The sequence below is a fragment of the Clostridium senegalense genome (genome assembly GCF_018916625.1).
GTDB lineage: Bacteria > Bacillota > Clostridia > Clostridiales > Clostridiaceae > Clostridium_J > Clostridium_J senegalense.
Map to the genome: position 1 here is coordinate 1 of NZ_JAHLNC010000016.1, position 16,984 is coordinate 16,984.

The 16,984-nt window shown below is 28.0% G+C and carries 13 protein-coding genes, 8 tRNA genes, 2 rRNA genes and 2 other annotated features; all 23 genes read left to right on the top strand.

From position 1 onward, the window contains the following. Positions 1-88 (top strand): 23S ribosomal RNA (locus KQI36_RS16675); the annotation flags it as partial. A 162-nt stretch (positions 89-250) separates the two neighbouring features. Continuing rightward, positions 251-368 (top strand): 5S ribosomal RNA (rrf, locus tag KQI36_RS16680). 6 nt (positions 369-374) lie between these two features. Continuing rightward, positions 375-451, top strand: a tRNA-Ile gene (locus tag KQI36_RS16685). Between the two features lie 5 nt (positions 452-456). Beyond that, a tRNA-Ala gene (locus tag KQI36_RS16690) sits at positions 457-532 on the top strand. 154 nt (positions 533-686) lie between these two features. Next, complete coding sequence (locus tag KQI36_RS16695; RefSeq protein ID WP_216451891.1) at positions 687-1,007, top strand: PadR family transcriptional regulator; 321 nt, start codon at positions 687-689, stop codon at positions 1,005-1,007. A 37-nt stretch (positions 1,008-1,044) separates the two neighbouring features. Further along, the gene (locus KQI36_RS16700) at positions 1,045-1,599 is read left to right on the top strand and encodes a DUF1700 domain-containing protein (RefSeq protein WP_216451892.1); all 555 of its coding nucleotides are present in this window, start codon (positions 1,045-1,047) and stop codon (positions 1,597-1,599) included. 1 nt (position 1,600) lies between these two features. Then, positions 1,601-2,551, top strand: coding sequence for a DUF4097 family beta strand repeat-containing protein (locus tag KQI36_RS16705; RefSeq protein WP_216451893.1), 951 nt, complete (start codon positions 1,601-1,603; stop codon positions 2,549-2,551). A 183-nt stretch (positions 2,552-2,734) separates the two neighbouring features. Beyond that, positions 2,735-3,247, top strand: coding sequence for an HD domain-containing protein (locus KQI36_RS16710; RefSeq protein ID WP_216451894.1), 513 nt, complete (start codon positions 2,735-2,737; stop codon positions 3,245-3,247). 45 nt (positions 3,248-3,292) lie between these two features. Then, positions 3,293-3,808 (top strand): transcription repressor NadR, encoded by a 516-nt coding sequence (locus KQI36_RS16715; protein ID WP_216451895.1) that lies wholly within the window; start codon positions 3,293-3,295, stop codon positions 3,806-3,808. An 11-nt stretch (positions 3,809-3,819) separates the two neighbouring features. Next, positions 3,820-6,513 (top strand): UPF0182 family protein, encoded by a 2,694-nt coding sequence (locus KQI36_RS16720; RefSeq protein ID WP_216451896.1) that lies wholly within the window; start codon positions 3,820-3,822, stop codon positions 6,511-6,513. Positions 6,514-6,583: 70 nt separating this feature from the next. Further along, positions 6,584-7,978, top strand: coding sequence for an NAD(P)/FAD-dependent oxidoreductase (locus KQI36_RS16725; RefSeq protein WP_216451897.1), 1,395 nt, complete (start codon positions 6,584-6,586; stop codon positions 7,976-7,978). 12 nt (positions 7,979-7,990) lie between these two features. Continuing rightward, positions 7,991-8,227 carry a DUF1667 domain-containing protein gene (locus KQI36_RS16730; protein ID WP_216451898.1) on the top strand — a complete coding sequence of 79 codons (237 nt, stop codon included), beginning with the start codon at positions 7,991-7,993 and terminating at the stop codon, positions 8,225-8,227. A 55-nt stretch (positions 8,228-8,282) separates the two neighbouring features. Then, positions 8,283-8,483, top strand: a binding site (T-box leader). A 135-nt stretch (positions 8,484-8,618) separates the two neighbouring features. Beyond that, positions 8,619-8,819, top strand: a binding site (T-box leader). 57 nt (positions 8,820-8,876) lie between these two features. After that, complete coding sequence (gene serS / locus KQI36_RS16735; RefSeq protein ID WP_010299639.1) at positions 8,877-10,151, top strand: serine--tRNA ligase; 1,275 nt, start codon at positions 8,877-8,879, stop codon at positions 10,149-10,151. 196 nt (positions 10,152-10,347) lie between these two features. Next, positions 10,348-10,439 (top strand) — tRNA-Ser (locus KQI36_RS16740). An 8-nt stretch (positions 10,440-10,447) separates the two neighbouring features. Beyond that, positions 10,448-10,538, top strand: a tRNA-Ser gene (locus tag KQI36_RS16745). 34 nt (positions 10,539-10,572) lie between these two features. Then, positions 10,573-10,664: transfer RNA gene (locus KQI36_RS16750), tRNA-Ser, on the top strand. A 60-nt stretch (positions 10,665-10,724) separates the two neighbouring features. Next, positions 10,725-10,816: transfer RNA gene (locus KQI36_RS16755), tRNA-Ser, on the top strand. Positions 10,817-10,829: 13 nt separating this feature from the next. Further along, positions 10,830-10,920, top strand: a tRNA-Ser gene (locus KQI36_RS16760). 127 nt (positions 10,921-11,047) lie between these two features. Continuing rightward, positions 11,048-11,124 (top strand) — tRNA-Arg (locus KQI36_RS16765). Positions 11,125-11,358: 234 nt separating this feature from the next. Continuing rightward, positions 11,359-12,024: a response regulator transcription factor gene (locus KQI36_RS16770; RefSeq protein WP_216451899.1), complete on the top strand. Its 666-nt coding sequence runs from the start codon at positions 11,359-11,361 to the stop codon at positions 12,022-12,024. A 7-nt stretch (positions 12,025-12,031) separates the two neighbouring features. After that, positions 12,032-13,234 (top strand): sensor histidine kinase, encoded by a 1,203-nt coding sequence (locus KQI36_RS16775; protein WP_216451900.1) that lies wholly within the window; start codon positions 12,032-12,034, stop codon positions 13,232-13,234. Between the two features lie 183 nt (positions 13,235-13,417). Further along, positions 13,418-14,101 carry an ABC transporter ATP-binding protein gene (locus tag KQI36_RS16780; RefSeq protein WP_010299618.1) on the top strand — a complete coding sequence of 228 codons (684 nt, stop codon included), beginning with the start codon at positions 13,418-13,420 and terminating at the stop codon, positions 14,099-14,101. Next, positions 14,098-16,737, top strand: a complete 2,640-nt coding sequence (locus KQI36_RS16785; RefSeq protein ID WP_216451901.1) for an ABC transporter permease — start codon at positions 14,098-14,100, stop codon at positions 16,735-16,737. The genes KQI36_RS16780 and KQI36_RS16785 overlap by 4 nt, the downstream gene beginning before the upstream one ends. The last annotated feature ends 247 nt before the right edge of the window (positions 16,738-16,984 follow it).

Consider the following 16,984-nt stretch of genomic DNA (forward strand, 5'->3'; position numbering starts at 1 on the left):
CTGAAAGAACATCAGGTTGATAGGTGAGGGGTGTAAGCATGGTAACATGTTCAGCTGACTCATACTAATAAGTCGAGGGCTTGACCTAATATAATCACTGTGCAATTTTCAGAGAACAAACTCTTAAAAAGTAAAAAATAATGTTGACAAATGTTACATTATTAGATAAAATAATAAAGTAGTTTAAAAAAATTATTAGAAACGAGTAGTTCTAGGAAACGATGAAATACGAAGTTTATAAGAATTTTAATCTGGTGATGATGGTTTAGAGGGTAACACTCCTTTCCATTCCGAACAGGCAAGTTAAGCCTCTAGACGCCGAGAGTACTGCACGGGAGACTGTGTGGGAGGGTAGGTTGTTGCCAGGTAAGCAAGGATCTTTAGCTCAGTTGGTTAGAGCAACCGGCTCATAACCGGTAGGTCCGGGGTTCGAGTCCCTGAAGGTCCACCATATTTGGGGGTATAGCTCAGTTGGGAGAGCACCTGCCTTGCACGCAGGGGGTCAAGAGTTCGAATCTCTTTATCTCCACCAAAACAGTTCATTTGAACTGTTTTTTTTATTGTTTAAAATTAAATTTGAAATATTAACCAAAAATATCGTTGCAATTTCTAAAAAAAGGTATATAATATAACTAAGTAGTGATTATTAATCACTAGTGAATAATATATTTTACAAGGGGTTTTTTATGAGTATACAATTTAAAAAAGGAGTATTAGAAATGTGTGTTCTTATGTTATTATCTAAAGAAGATTTGTATAGTTACGAGCTTGTCAAAAGTTTAGATAAATATATAAAAACAGCAGATGGTACATTATATCCATTATTAAGAAGATTAACATCAGATGGATATCTAACCACATATTTAGTAGAATCTTCAGAAGGGCCAGCAAGAAAATATTTCAGATTAACAGAAGAAGGCAGAATAAGAGCTAAGAGTTTAAAAGAGGAGTGGCTAGATTTTTGTAGTAAAATTAATTTATTTATTGAGGAAATAGATAAAAATTAAGTTGGTATAATTTATAAAGGAGTTTAGGAGGAATAATATGAGTAAAGATGAGTTTTTAGCTCAATTAAAAAATGGACTTAAAGAGTTAGATAAATATACTTTAGAGGATATTTTAAAGGATTATGAAGAATATTTTATACATGGGCGAGAAGAGGGAAAAACAGAAGATACTATTTGTAAGGAACTTGGAACCCCAGAGCAAATTATAGAAAATTTATGTGAACAAGGAATAATAAATAGAAATCATTTAATAGTTCCAAATAAAAATAAAGTAACTTATAGTTCTATTAATATAGTAATACTTGTTATACTAAATTTAATACTTGTTAGTATATTATTTCCGATAGTATCAGGAATAATAGGTATAGCTATAAGTCTTGTAATTTCATTACCATTTGTAGCTATCGCAACTATAGGTTTAATATTTACAACTATAATAAATAAATTAACTATATTTCCGTTATTTTGTATGTTAACAATATTATCAGCTATAGTTTTATTATTAATAGGTATATATTTCTTAACTTATGGAATTGTGATTTTATCAAAAAAATATATAAATTGGAATAAAAATTTTGCTAGAGGTGAGTAGTATGAAAAAATTTAATAAAGTTCTAAAAGTTATGGCTATAGTATGTTTTTGCACCTTTACAATAGGATTAATAGTTTCCATAAAGACATTTAATTTAAATGAATTAAAAAATGCAAATATAGATTTGGGGAAATTTTCAAAATATATAATCAATGATGTTGAAGATGCTTTTAATAATATTGAGGATAATAATGCTAAACATTTAGAGAAAGAATTAAATTTAGATGAAATTAAAAATATTTCTATAAAAAGTGATTTATCTAATATACAAATAAAAGAGAATAAAAATATAGATAAATTAAAAGTTAGTGTAGATTATAAATATAAGGGTGATATAAATATAAAAGAAGATACTTTAAATATAGAGAGTGTCAATAGTGAAAATATGAAAAATAATAAAGGTGGATATAAGATATTGTTAGAAATTCCGAAGGAATTTAAAATTAATAAACTAAATGTAACAAATCATTTGGGAAATATAGAATTAGATAATGTTCTATTTTCAGATGGTGATTTAAGTTCAGATTTAGGATCCATAAAAATAAATTCTACTGAATATTTTATAGCTAATAATATTAATGCTAGTGTTAACATGGGAAAATTAGAAATATATAATGTAGACTGTTTAAATGGAAAATTAACTAGTGATATGGGTGGCATTAAATATATTGTAAATAACAAAGAAGATGTAGAGTATGGAAGCTTGACTGCTGTATCTAATGCTGGATCTATTGAGGCATCTTTTGAATTTTTAAATAGAAATTTAATATTAGAAAATGATATGGGGTTAGTAAAACTAAAAGTTAAAAATGAAGGAAAAAATATAGATTTAAAAACTTCTAATGATATGGGAAAAATTAAAAATAATTTTAAAATTGTAGAAGATAAGACTATAAATAAAAGATTTAATGTTGATATTAAAAATAATATGGGAGCTATAGAAATAAACTAATTTAAATTTAAAGCTATAAATTTAGTATAATATAAATATATTTTTTAGAGAAAATAATTAATATAAAAATATATTTAAAAGCTAAATTTGTAGCTTTTATTTTTGAAAATAAAGTTATAATGTTTAAAAAAATATTGTTAAGATGTATTATTGAATATAGTGTTAAATAAAAAGGAGAATATTATGTTTTTTTATAGAGTTGGTCAGTTTTTTAAAGCAATAACTGCAAAAGTCACTGAAGATGATATTATTTTTATTAATAACTACTTAAGTGATAAAGAAAAGGAGTTATTTTTCAAATTAAAGGTTTATGACCAAAAACATTGTATTGATGTAGCTAAAGATATAAAAAATTTTTTTCTAAAGAACAACATAAAGAATGAAGATTTAAGTATTGTAAAAAATGATTTAATAAAAGCAGGCTTATTGCATGATATTGGAAAAATTAAAAAGAATTTAAATCCAATACAAAAGTCTATTTTAGTAATTTTAGATAAATTTTCAAAAGGAAAACTTAAAAATTTAGATAATATTAAAGCTATAGACATATATTATAATCATGATAAAGAGGGATATAAACTACTTAAAGAGAATAATTATAGCAAAGAGTTTTTAAATTTAGTTAGAAATCATCATAACTATAATGTCGATAATGTAGAAATAAACATTTTAAGGGCCAGTGATGACAAAAATTAAAAACAAACTAAAGTCAAAAAATTGATAAAATCAAAGGAGGATCTTATGAGTTCAAAAGAACGTAGAGAGGATATAAAAGCTATATTCTTAGAAAGTAAACTACCGATAAAAGGTCAAGAATTGGCAACAAAATTTAATGTAACAAGACAGGTTATAGTAAAAGATATAGCTATATTAAGAGCGGAAGGAAATAATATAATAGCTACACCAGAAGGATACTTAATTACCAGGTATGAAAACACTAGAATTAGAAAGGTGATAGCAGTAAATCATGATAGAGAAGATGTATATAAAGAATTAAAAACCGTAGTTAAATATGGAGGTACAGTGGAGGATGTAATAGTAGAACATCCATTATATGGAGAGATAAAAGCTATATTGATGATTAAAAATTTGAATGATGTTGAAAAATTTAATGATAAATTTGATAAGTCGGAAGTAGAGCCGTTATTTAAATTAACTAATGGAATACATATACATACTATAACTGTAGATAGTATTGAAGATATGGAGAATATTTTAAAAGAGTTAAAGGATGAGAATATTTTAATAGATAATTAAGAGGTGATAAGGTGGCAAGTAAAAAAAGAATAGGAGCATATAGTCTTATAGTAATAGCTATTATATTAGCTGCAATAGTATCAGGTATAAGTATAATAGTAGACTATCAATGGTTTAAAGAAATTGAATATTTACCTATTTACTTTAAGCAAGTAGTATCAATATTAAAACTTATGATTCCTATATTTATGATAATATTTATAGCAATTACGCTATATTATTTAAGTTTAAGACCTAATATAAGGAAAGTTAAAAAGGTAATAGAAATAAATAGAAAAGATGAGAAAAAGAAATTAAACAAATTTTTATTTATAAATGGTATTATATCTTTAATAATTTCTTTTATATTTTCTTTTTCATATTGGTATAAAATATTAGAGTTTAAGGATTCTACTAATTTTAACATTGCTGACCCTATATTTAATAAAGATATATCTTTCTTTATATTTAAATTACCACTTATAAGGTCTTTGTATAATATGGGGATTATATTAGTTGTAATGTTAGTTATAATTACATTTATAATATATATATCTTTTGTTACAAAGGATAAAATAAAAAATAAGATAGTAAAAAATAATATAATAAAGGACTTTAAAAGTGGAATGACAACTTTTGCTGGAAAACAATTAGCTGTTTTAACAGCATTAATAATGATTTTTTTAGCAATAGGTTATATGGTAAAGGGATGGGATTTAGTTTACTCTCCAAGAGGGACAGTTTTTGGTACTAGCTATACAGATGCTAAGGTAAGTTTGAAATTTTATAGAGCTATATCAATAGCATCGCTAGTTTGCTCTGTAGTAGTATTTTTAAGTGTAATGAAAAAAAAATTTAAGCCAATATTTATGTCTGTTTGTTTAATAGCAATTTTAATAATAGGAGAAAATATAGCATCTATAGGAGTACAAGGATTTGTGGTGCAATCTAATGAAAAAACATTGGAAAAGCCTTATATAGAGCAAAATATAAAGTATACAAAACTAGGTTTTAATATAGATGATATAGAAGAAAACAACTTTGATGTAAACAATAACTTAATGGGAAAAGATATAGTGGAAAGCAAAGATATAATTGATAATATAAAAATTAATTCAGTGAAACCAGCTTTAGAATTTAATAATCAATTTCAATATATAAGATATTATTATGGATTTAAAGATATGGACATTGATAGATATAATATTAATAATAAATATAGTCAAGTTTTTATATCTGCTAGAGAATTGGATTTAGATAAACTAGATGAAAATTCTAATACATGGCAAAATAGGCATTTGGCATATACTCATGGTTATGGTGTTACAATGAGCAAGGTAAATTCCGTTACAAGTGAAGGGCAGCCTGATTTTGTTATTGGAAATATTCCTATAGAAAATAAAACTGATTTAAAATTAGATAATCCTAGAATATATTTTGGCGAAAGTACAAATGATTATAGCATTGTAAACACTAAATTAGGAGAAATAGATTATCCTATGCGTGGAGAAAACATCACTAATAATTATGATGGAAATGCTGGAATAAGAATGAATTTAATTAATAGACTTATATTTGCAATAAAATATCAAAACCCTAAGTTTTTACTTTCACAAGATATAACAAAAGATAGTAAAATATTAATTAATAGAAATATCACGGAAAGGGCTAAAAAAATAGCTCCCTTTATAAAATATGATAAAGACCCATATATTGTAGTGGAAGATGGTAAATTATATTGGATATTAGATGGATATACAGTAAGTAATAAGTTTCCATTTTCTCAACCAATTGACGGAATTAATTATATTAGAAATTCTGTTAAGGTGATTATAGATGCTTATGATGGAACTACAAACTTTTATATATCTGACAGTAGTGATCCAATAGCTCAAACTTATTCTAAAATTTTCCCTGAATTATTTAAGTCTATAGATAAAGTGCCTAGTAATTTAAAGTCACATTTTAAGTATCCAGAAGACTTATTTAATATACAATCAAGAGTACTTGGAAAATATCATGTAAAAGATGCAGGAATATTTTATAATGGTGATGATGTTTGGACTATTTCAAGCAATAAAGAAAAAATTAATGAAGAAGAAAAAGAAAGAGATGCATCATATGTTATAATGAGGTTACCTGGAGAAGAAAAGGACGAAATGGTTGTTCTAGAGTATTTTAATACAAAGGGCAGAGATAATATGGTATCTATGTTTGGAGTAAGAATGGACGATGAAAACTATGGTAAAATGTTTTTATACAAATTTCCAACTGGAGGTACTGTATATAGTCCTATGTTATTTCAAAAGAAAATACATCAAGACCCAGAAATTTCAAAAGAACTTTCTCTTTGGGATACAAAAGGTTCAGAAGTTCAATTTGGAGATACTATAATAGTTCCTATAAAGGACTCTTTATTATATGTAGAACCATTATATCTAAGAGCTGCTGGAGAGAAAAGTATTCCTGAAATGAGAAATGTTATAGTTGGATATTCAGATAAAATTGTATTAGCACCAAGTGTAGATGAGGCATTGGTTCAATTATTTAACTATGAGGATAAAGGTAAAGATGAGAATAATAAATCTAATTTAAATAAAAATGAATTAAATGAAATTAAAGATATATATAATAAAGCTATAGAATCACAAAAGCAAGGGGAATGGGGCAAATATGGTGATTATATAAATGATTTAGGTGAAAAATTAGATCAATTATTGAAATAGATAAAAGATATTTTAAATGCTCCAATCATATTAAGATGGAGCATTTAAAAATTTGTAATATGGAGGATATATGGATTACGATGTATTAGTTCTAGGTGGCGGAATGATAGGATGCGCTGTAGCCTATGAACTTTCAAAATATAATTTAAATATAGCAGTAATAGAAAAAGATTATGATATAGGAGCAGATGCTGCTCTTATCAATAGTGCAACAGTATATGATGGTTTAGAATGTAATGATAGTGTTAGCTCATCACTAATAAGAAAAGGGAATTTAATGTTTGATGAGTATACTGAAAAATTTAATGTGCCCTTTAAAAGAATGGGATCTTTGTATATTGCAAAAGATGAAGAACAATCAACATATATTAAAAACATGTATGAAAGAGCAAAACTTAAAAACATAAGTGATGTGAAACTTTTAAAAGGTGATGAAATATTTAAATTTGAGCCTAATTTAGATAAAGATATTAAAGAAGCGGTATATTTACCTAATACAGGTGTAGTTTGTTCTTATGATTTAGTATTAGCATATGGTGAAATTGCCTTTGATAATGGTGTTAAATTTAGATTAGAGGAAGAAGTTCTAAGCATAGAAAAAATATCTAAAGGTTTTAGAGTTGAAACTAGTAGGAATAAATTCACCTGTAAAATTGTTATAAATACTACTGCAGAGAAGCATCTTGGTGAAGATTTAAATAGTAATTTTATAGAGGATGCTGTAAAAAATAATTTAAAATATATTATGGTTAATAAAAATTATAAAAACTCATATTCTAATATAATATTTGATGTAGATAGTAAAGAAAGAAGATATATAAGACCTACAATGGATGGGAATATAATAGGAGCAGTAAGCACTAAAAAAAATATAAGTTATAATAAAGTTATAGATAAATTATCATCTATTTTAGGAGCTTTTGATAGCCATAAAGTTAAAATGGTATTAGATTGGACTTTATATGATGAGCCAGTTGTAATTGATGATAGTATATCGGAAGATGGTTACTTAAATGTGGTAGTGAAGCATTTTGGAAAGGTCACAATGACACCAGCTATAGCAGAGATAGTTTGCAAAATAGTTGTAAATAATTTCAATTGCATATTAAAAAAGGACTTTATTGATAGACGAAGAGAGTACTATAAATTTAAAGATTTAAATAATATAGAGAGAAATAAAATAATAAAACTTGATGAAAATTATGGTAAAATAGTTTGTTTATGTGAGGGTATAACAGAAGGTGAAATAGTTGATGCTATAAGAAGACCTTTAGGTGCAAGAACCCTTGAAGGTGTAAGAAGAAGAACAAGCGCTGGACTTGGAAATTGTAGAGGGGCTTATTGCAATCAAATAATAACAGACATTTTGGCAAGGGAAACTAATAAATCAATGTTAGATATAGATAAGAATACAAAAAATTCTAAAATTGTTTTAAATAGAATTAAAGAATTTGATACAATGTAAAGGTGAATTAACATGGAAAATAAAGATATATTTACTACGGTAGTAAGAGTAAAAGGTTCAGATACTTATTGTTTGGTTCCGGTAAAAAGTACTAAACCAATAAAAAAAGATTTTTGGATTGAATGTTCTAAAGCTTTATGTAGAATACATGTAGGACCGCCTATAAATATGGGGGATATAGTATGTAAAAACATACTAAATACAGGGGTTGACATAGTGGCTACAAAAAATATAAAAAAAAATATTTAGAATAGCTTGACAAAATTCAAAATACAGATTAAAATGATTTTAAAGTTAATAAAAAAACAAACCGTTGATGAGAATAGTAATAAATTTTTAGTATCAAAGAGAACTAGTGGTTGGTGTAAACTAGTATATTAAATTTTATGAATCCGCCTCTGAGGGACTGTGATGAGCAGTACGGCATAGTCGTTATTTGAATTAAGAGGAATGACCATATGGTTATTCAATTAGGGTGGCAACGCGGAGTTTATCCGTCCCTGTTTAGGGATGGCTGACTCTTTTTTTTATACACTTTTTTATAAAAATGAGCCATAAAAGCTAAAAAAATATAAAAAATATTTAGAAAAGCTTGACAAATGACAAAACAATTATTAAAATGATTTTAACTTAATAAGAAAACAAACCGTTGATGAGAATAGTAATAAATTTTTAGTATCAAAGAGAGCTAGTGGTTGGTGTAAACTAGTATATTAAATTTTATGAATCCGCCTCTGAGGGACTGTGATGAGCAGTACGGCATAGTCGTTATTTAAATTAAGAGGAATGACCATATGGTTATTCAATTAGGGTGGCAACGCGGAGTTTATCCGTCCCTGTTTAGGGATGGGTTGCTCTTTTTTTTATACAAAAAAATAAAACATTAGGAGGAAATATCATGTTAGATTTAAAAAAAATTCGTAATAATCCAGAAGCAATAAAAACAGCATTAAATGATAGAGGGGAAAACTTTGATGTTTCAGTTATAGATGAAGTTGTAGCTTTAGATCAAAGAAGAAGAGACATACTTGTTGAAGTTGAAGAGTTAAAAAATAAAAGAAATACAGATTCTGCAAAAATACCAAAATTAAAAAAAGAAGGCCTACCAGTTGATGAAATAATGGCTGAAATGAAAGAATTAGCAGATAAGATAAAAGGTTTTGATGTAGAACTTAATGAAATAGATGAAAAAATAAAATATATAATGTTAAGAATACCAAACATACCACATCCAGATGTACCAAATGGAGATACTGATGAGGATAATGTAGAGGTTAAAAAATTTGGAGAACCTAGAAAGTTTGATTTTGAACCAAAAGAACACTGGACAATAGGAACTGACAGAGATATATTAGATTTCGAAGCAGGTGGAAAAATTACAGGTTCAAGATTCACAGTTTATAAAGGTTTAGGAGCTAGACTTGAAAGAGCAATAATAAGCTTCTTCTTAGATAAACATGTAGATGAAAATGGATATACAGAAATATTACCACCATACATGGTAAACAGAAATAGTATGATAGGAACAGGACAATTACCAAAATTTGAAGAGGATGCATTTAGAGTAGCAGATACTGACTACTACTTAATTCCAACAGCAGAAGTTCCTGTAACAAACCTATATAAAGATGAGATTTTAGATGGTGCAAAATTACCAATAAAACACGCAGCATATAGTGCATGTTTTAGAGCAGAAGCTGGATCAGCTGGAAGAGATACTAGAGGTCTTGTAAGACAACACCAATTTAATAAAGTAGAACTTGTTAAATTTGTTAAGCCAGAAGAATCTTATGCAGAATTAGAAAAATTAGTTAAAGACGCAGAAAGTGTATTACAAGCATTAGGTTTAGCATACAGAATAGTTAGAATATGTAAAGGAGACTTAGGATTTACTGCTGCATTTAAATATGATTTAGAAGTTTGGATGCCAAGCTATAATAGATATGTAGAAATATCAAGCTGCAGTAACTTTGAAGATTTCCAAGCTAGACGTGCAAACATTAAATATAGAGATGAAAATGGAAAACCAAACTTCATTCATACATTAAATGGATCAGGTGTTGCTATAGGAAGAACTGTAGCTGCAATTCTTGAAAACTATCAAAATGAAGATGGAACAATTACAATACCAGAAGTGCTAAGACCATACATGGGTGGAAGAGATTTCATCTAAACTTGTGACAATAAAATACTTAACTAGAGGTAAATCTCTTTAATTTTACATTAAGAGATTTATCTCCTTAAGTAATTAAATTTATTACCTACATATAATATGTAGATAAAGAGTAAAATTTTAAATAAAATTATCAAATTTTATAAAAATACCTTGACAGTTAAGGTTAAAATAAATATAATAATATGTGTGACACGGAGAGATGGTCGAGTTGGTTTAAGGCACCGGTCTTGAAAACCGGCGTACGTGATGAGCGTACCGTGGGTTCGAATCCCACTCTCTCCGCCAAACTTTAAGGAGAAATACTCAAGTGGCCGAAGAGGCGCCCCTGCTAAGGGCGTAGGTCGGGTAACCGGCGCGAGGGTTCAAATCCCTCTTTCTCCGCCATATTGCATTAGTCACAATCAAATAAAATTAAAATGGAGAGATGGTCGAGTTGGTTTAAGGCACCGGTCTTGAAAACCGGCGTACGTGATGAGCGTACCGTGGGTTCGAATCCCACTCTCTCCGCCAAAATTTTTTTGATAAGAAGAGTTTGATAATTCAAACTAGCTAGAAGTTAATAATTAATGTGGAGAGATGGTCGAGTTGGTTTAAGGCACCGGTCTTGAAAACCGGCGTGCGTGATGAGCGCACCGTGGGTTCGAATCCCACTCTCTCCGCCAATTTTTTTTATAAGGAGAAATACTCAAGTGGCCGAAGAGGCGCCCCTGCTAAGGGCGTAGGTCGGGCAACCGGCGCGAGGGTTCAAATCCCTCTTTCTCCGCCATAGTAAAGGACTTATAATAGTAAGTTCTTTATTTTTTTATAAAAAGTAAAAATGAAATTACTATATTTTAGTATAATATATTGACATATCAGTGTATTATTGATAAAATATATTTGTTTTTAAATATGCGGTGGTAGCTCAGTTGGATAGAGTAGCTGGCTACGAACCAGTTGGTCGGGAGTTCGAATCTTCTCCGCCGCACCATAAACCTAGTAATCTTAGTGATTGCTAGGTTTTTTTATTATTTTAATATGTTTGGAAAGTAATATTGAAAAATTAAAATATACCTTCTATGCGGATAATATTAAAACTTTGTTATAATAGTTATTGTTTAATTCATTAAAATGATTCAATTAATAAGTAAAGAGAAATAAGTTAGCAATATAAGATTTAATGTATAATAAAAAATAGCTAAATTAAGAAAAAGGAGATAAAACTATGGTTACTATTTTGATAATTGAAGATGATGATACAATAGCCTTTGGAATTAAATCATTTTTATTAAAAAATAATTACAGAGTTATTCATGGAAAAAATTTAGAATTAGGAAAAGAGCTTTTAAAAACAGATATAGATTTAATATTACTAGATTTAAACCTTCCAGATGGATCAGGATTTGATTTTTGTAAGTATGTAAAAAAAATTAAAGATATACCTATTATTTTTCTTACTGTTAGAGATGAAGAAAGTACAATAATAAAAGGACTAGATATGGGTGGAGATGACTATATTACTAAACCTTTTAAATTAAGTGTTTTACAGTCGCGTATTACTGCTGTTTTACGTAGAACACTTAAACAACAAATAAAAGAAGATGTTTTATGGTGCAAAAATATTAAAGTAATAAAGTCACAAACAAGAGTTTATAAAAATAACAATGAAATAGAATTAACTGTTGGCGAGTATAATTTATTATTACAATTAATAGAGAATAAAAATAAAACATTGACAAGGGCAGTCTTATTAGAAAATCTATGGGATATTCATGGAGAATTTGTAAATAATAATACACTATCGGTAGCAATAAAACGCCTTAGAAGTAAGCTGGAGGATGAAGCTTTTATTAAAACAGTTAGAGGAATAGGGTATAGGTTGGAGGATTAAATTTTATATGAATAAAAAAGGTATAAAAATATGGTTGTTTACTAGTTTCATATATATAACATTTTTTTGTATTATATTATATGGTTTTACTTATAAACAATCAGAGAAGATTTTGTATGAAAGAACTGCACAACTTATAGCAGTTGGTGTTAATGATAATCCTGATATTGAACAAGCTCTAGTATCTTCACTAAAAAATAAAAATGAAATAGAGATTAATAAAGGAAAAAAAATACTAAAACAATATGGTTATTTTGAAGATTCTAAAGTTATTTTTAATAATAATCAAATATTTAGTAAATTATTTATTAGTATTTTGTTATTAATTTTTTTACTATTTTCTTATTTTGGAGGATCACTAGTAGTATCAAATTTTATGAGGTGTAAACGTATAAAGAATTTAACAGAATATCTTTATGACATAAATCAAGGTATTTATAGGTTACATACTGAGAAAAAAGAAGATGAATTTTCAATTTTAGAAGATGAATTATATAAAACAGTTATGATGCTTAGAGAAAGTAGGGAAAAAGAAAAAGAAGAAAAAGAAAAACTATGTAATAATCTTGCGGACATATCCCATCAGCTTAAAACCCCTCTTACGTCCATGTCATTAATGATTGAATTATTAGAAATCAGCTCTATTAAAGGAGATGAGGCCTTATATATTGAAAGCATTTCAGCACAGATACAGCGTTTAAATTATTTAGTATCGTCATTATTAATACTTTCAAAAATTGATGCAGATGCAATGACATTAGAATATAAACCTATTAATGTTTATGAGCTAATAGGTGTCGCTGTTGAACCTCTACATTTAATGATAGAAAAAAAGAACCAACAGCTTCTTATAAAAGATAATAGTGATGTGTTTTTTTCTGGTGATTTTTATTGGACTAATGAGGCTATTCTAAATATAGTTAAAAATTGCTCTGAACACACACCAAATGGAGGAGAAATTTCTATAGATTATAAACAAAACCCTATATGCACACAAATAATAATTGAAGATAACGGCGAAGGTTTTAATAATAAAGATATTCCACACCTGTTTACTAGATTTTATAAAGGATCAAATTCATCTAAGGACAGTGTGGGAATTGGACTTGCCCTTGCAAATTCAATAATTAAAAAACAAAATGGTGAAATTATTGCTATGAATAAAGAAACAGGAGGAGCACAATTTATAATAAAATTTTATACAAATTAATTATGCATAATAAAATAAATGAAAAGTTAAATATGATACTAATCTTTGACTTTTCATTTATTTCATATACTTTAACCATGTCACCAATATGTAAGTTAAGAAAGGTAAAATAATGGTAGTAAAAAACATATAAAAATCATGAATATTTTAAAAGTATGAGTTAATAAGAAAGGGGAAAATATTTTGGAAATATTAAGAGTTGAAAATCTTACAAAAACTTACGGAAAAGGTGAGACAAAGGTTACTGCATTGGATAACTTAAACTTAAAAATAAACAAAGGAGAATTTGTTTCAATAATTGGAGCTAGTGGATCAGGTAAATCTACACTCCTTCATATGTTAGGGGGGGTGGATAAACCTACAAGTGGAAAAATATATATCGATGGCACTAATATTTCATCAATGAATGAAACTAAATTAGCTTTATTTCGTCGACGAAAAGTAGGTTTAATATATCAGTTTTTCAATCTTATTCCTACAATAACTGTTGAAAAAAATATATTATTACCTATGTTGTTAGATGGCAGAAATCCTAAAAGAGAAGAATTTGATAAGGTTGCAAAAATGCTTGGTTTAAACGAAAGACTTAATCATCTACCAAACCAACTTTCAGGTGGTCAGCAGCAAAGGGTTGCTATTGGTCGCTCATTAATTTATAGACCTTCTATTATTTTAGCAGATGAACCTACTGGAAACCTTGATAGAAAAAATTCTGAGAGTATTCTTGAAATGTTAAAAATTTCAAATAAAGAGTATAACCAGACTATTTTAATGATTACTCATGATGAAAAAATTGCATTATCAGCAGATCGAATGATTAGAATAGATGATGGTAAAATTGTATCAGATGAGGTGATTAAGCAATGAATATTATGAATGAATATACATATAATCATTTGAGAAAAAGTAAGCGACATACAATTTCTATAATGATTGCTATTATAATTTCCTCAGCACTTCTATGTTCACTATGTATATTTGTACATACTGTATGGAAAGGAAAAGTAACCTCAACAATTGAACATGAAGGTTATTGGCATGGGGAATTATGGGATTATATATCAGGTGATAAATTTAAATATGTAACAGAAAACCCAGAGGTTGAAACCACCATGGTTAAAGGAGCATGGGTTACTACTAAACTTTCAAATACAAAACGTCCCTATCTAATAATGAGAGATGCAGATGCAAATTATTGGTCTGATCTGGATTTGAAAGATAATCTTACGCAAGGTAAATTTCCAGAAAAATCTGGAGAAATTGTTGTATCAAAATTATTTTTCGTGGAGAATCCTTCATATAAAATTGGTGATAAATTAACGATTCCTACAGGCAATCGTATGTTAGGTGATAAAGTAATTAGAGGAAACAATTATAAACAAACAGGAGAGACTTTTAAAGAAATAGAGACTAAGACGTATACAATAGTTGGAGAGATAGATATTTCTGGAGAGATGTCTATATTTCCCGGATATACTGCTATGGGATACTTGGATCCTTCACAAATTCGACCTGAAGATGAACTTACGGTTTATATGCGTTTAGTGAACCCACGTAAAATATATGAGATATTACCCCAAATAGCTAAGTCTGCGGGATTAACTAAGGATGAACATGGACAATATAACGTTAGGTACAACACATCTTTATTAACTTTATATGGAATTAGTAATAAAAATGATGAAAGCACTCAAATCATTGGAATAATATCAATGGTAATAATACTTACTTTACTAGTTATGGGAACATTTATCCTTATTATCTATAATGCATTTTCACTATCTGCTAATAGCAGGATTAAACAACTAGGAATTCTAAAAAGTTTAGGAGCAACTCCAAGGCAAATTAGGCATTCTGTTATATATGAGGGGTTTTTGCTCTGGATTATTCAATCGCCAATCAGTATTATGATAGGATATCTATTTAGTTATATAGTTGTTTTTAAAGTTAATAAAATTCTTAGTGCTGTAGAAGGTTTTAGAAAAATAGATATTTCCTTCTCATGGGTAGTAGTTGGTTTTGCTATCATTATTTCATTGATTACTGTTTTAATATCAGCATATATTCCAGCAAGAAAAGTAGCTAAAGTACCAGCTATTGTTGGAATACGTCAGAATAGTAATAAAATAAAATTGAAAAAACAAAAAAGCCATCGAATAATTAAAAAAATATTTGGTACAGAAGGTGAGCTAGCAAGATCACAATTTTTAGCTAACAAAAAAAGTTTACGTACAGCTGTACTATCTCTTTCAATATGTTTTAGCTTAATAGTGGGGTATATTGCCTTTATATCTATATATAATTTAGGTATGTCTGAAAACCGTGAAATGACACAATATGATATGAGAGTTAATTTAAAAATTGCTGATGAACCAAGTAATGAGATGATAAATAAAATTCTTTCGATACCAAGAGTTAAAGGGAACGTAATTAGAAGAGACGTACGTACTACAACCTATGTAACATCAGAACAAGAGTCAGATATTTTTGCTAAATCTGGAGGATTTGATGGGGTAAACACCATAAAATACAATGTATTAAATGAAAATGGAAAACATAGAATTATAGCAAAATTAGTTGGATTAAGCGATGAATCATTTAAAAAGTATTGTGAAGAAGTTGGCATTAATTCTGATAAGTATTATCAAGATGGTGTAGTTACAGGAATACTATTAGACAGTTCATATCATACACCAAAGGATTCAAAAATTATACAAAAAATGCCATTGCTAAATATAAAAGAGGGTGATGAGCTAGTTTTAAATGAAAAAGTAGAAAATGATATGAATGCAAATTATGAATTTAATTTTCAAGTAGGAGCTGTGACAGAGGTATTTCCAGGGGAATTAGTAATGGGTGGATACAGCGTAGCTTGTATAATACCTATGAAAACATATCAGAAAATAGTTAGTAATTTTATGCCAGAACGTATACTTGAATCCAACAATATGTCAATTGATTTGTTGGTTGGTGAGGAGGCTAGTCCGAGCATAAAGGAGGAATTAAATAAGATTTGTAGTTCTTATCTTGGAAGTGAAGATTTTACGATATGGAGTCTATTGGAAGAAAAAAATCATGATGAATTGGTTCAAAGAGCTACAGACATTAGTGTCTTTGCTATAGCATTAATGATTGGGTTAATTGGTATTTTTAATGCCTTTTCTACCATTTCCAATAATCTTAGATTACGCAAGAGAGAATTTGCTATACTTAGATCAGTAGGATTAACGCCAAAAGGATTAAATAAAATACTGATGTTAGAAGGTTTATTTTTCGCTGCAACACCTATTATTGTCAGTATTCCAATGGTATTATTTATCTGTTGGTTTATATTGAAAATAATGCCAATAACGTGGGCTCAGTTCATATCTGTTTTACCATTAGGTGTAATTCTAGGGTATACTATGCTTATAATTATAGCTATTTTCCTATCCTATTATTTTTCTTCAACATGTGTTAAAAAAAGTAATGTAGTAGAGTCAATAAAAAACGAAATAGTATAATTTAGAATCTATTACTAAGAAGTAATTTTTTCATAAAGTATGATTATATTATATTTAATATATAAAAAATAAATCCTTTAAAACCGTAGGTTTATATAGCCTACGGTTTTTTATATGAAAGTACATAATTTTAAAAGTTTTGCTATGTATAAGACTATCACCTCTGGTTTGGGAAGACATCATTAGATAAAGTAGATATTTCTATTTTGCAATATTATTTCTAGCATATAAAAAATTAGTAGAAACT

What these genes read in the sequence shown, in the direction of transcription:
- KQI36_RS16775 (WP_216451900.1), top strand. Translation starts at nt 12,032, where the DNA reads ATGAATAAAAAAGGTATAAAAATATGGTTGTTTACTAGTTTCATATAT.
- KQI36_RS16695 (WP_216451891.1), top strand. Translation starts at nt 687, where the DNA reads ATGAGTATACAATTTAAAAAAGGAGTATTAGAAATGTGTGTTCTTATG.
- KQI36_RS16705 (WP_216451893.1), top strand. Translation starts at nt 1,601, where the DNA reads ATGAAAAAATTTAATAAAGTTCTAAAAGTTATGGCTATAGTATGTTTT.
- KQI36_RS16785 (WP_216451901.1), top strand. Translation starts at nt 14,098, where the DNA reads ATGAATATTATGAATGAATATACATATAATCATTTGAGAAAAAGTAAG.
- KQI36_RS16730 (WP_216451898.1), top strand. Translation starts at nt 7,991, where the DNA reads ATGGAAAATAAAGATATATTTACTACGGTAGTAAGAGTAAAAGGTTCA.
- KQI36_RS16700 (WP_216451892.1), top strand. Translation starts at nt 1,045, where the DNA reads ATGAGTAAAGATGAGTTTTTAGCTCAATTAAAAAATGGACTTAAAGAG.
- serS (WP_010299639.1), top strand. Translation starts at nt 8,877, where the DNA reads ATGTTAGATTTAAAAAAAATTCGTAATAATCCAGAAGCAATAAAAACA.
- KQI36_RS16710 (WP_216451894.1), top strand. Translation starts at nt 2,735, where the DNA reads ATGTTTTTTTATAGAGTTGGTCAGTTTTTTAAAGCAATAACTGCAAAA.
- KQI36_RS16770 (WP_216451899.1), top strand. Translation starts at nt 11,359, where the DNA reads ATGGTTACTATTTTGATAATTGAAGATGATGATACAATAGCCTTTGGA.
- KQI36_RS16725 (WP_216451897.1), top strand. Translation starts at nt 6,584, where the DNA reads ATGGATTACGATGTATTAGTTCTAGGTGGCGGAATGATAGGATGCGCT.
- KQI36_RS16715 (WP_216451895.1), top strand. Translation starts at nt 3,293, where the DNA reads ATGAGTTCAAAAGAACGTAGAGAGGATATAAAAGCTATATTCTTAGAA.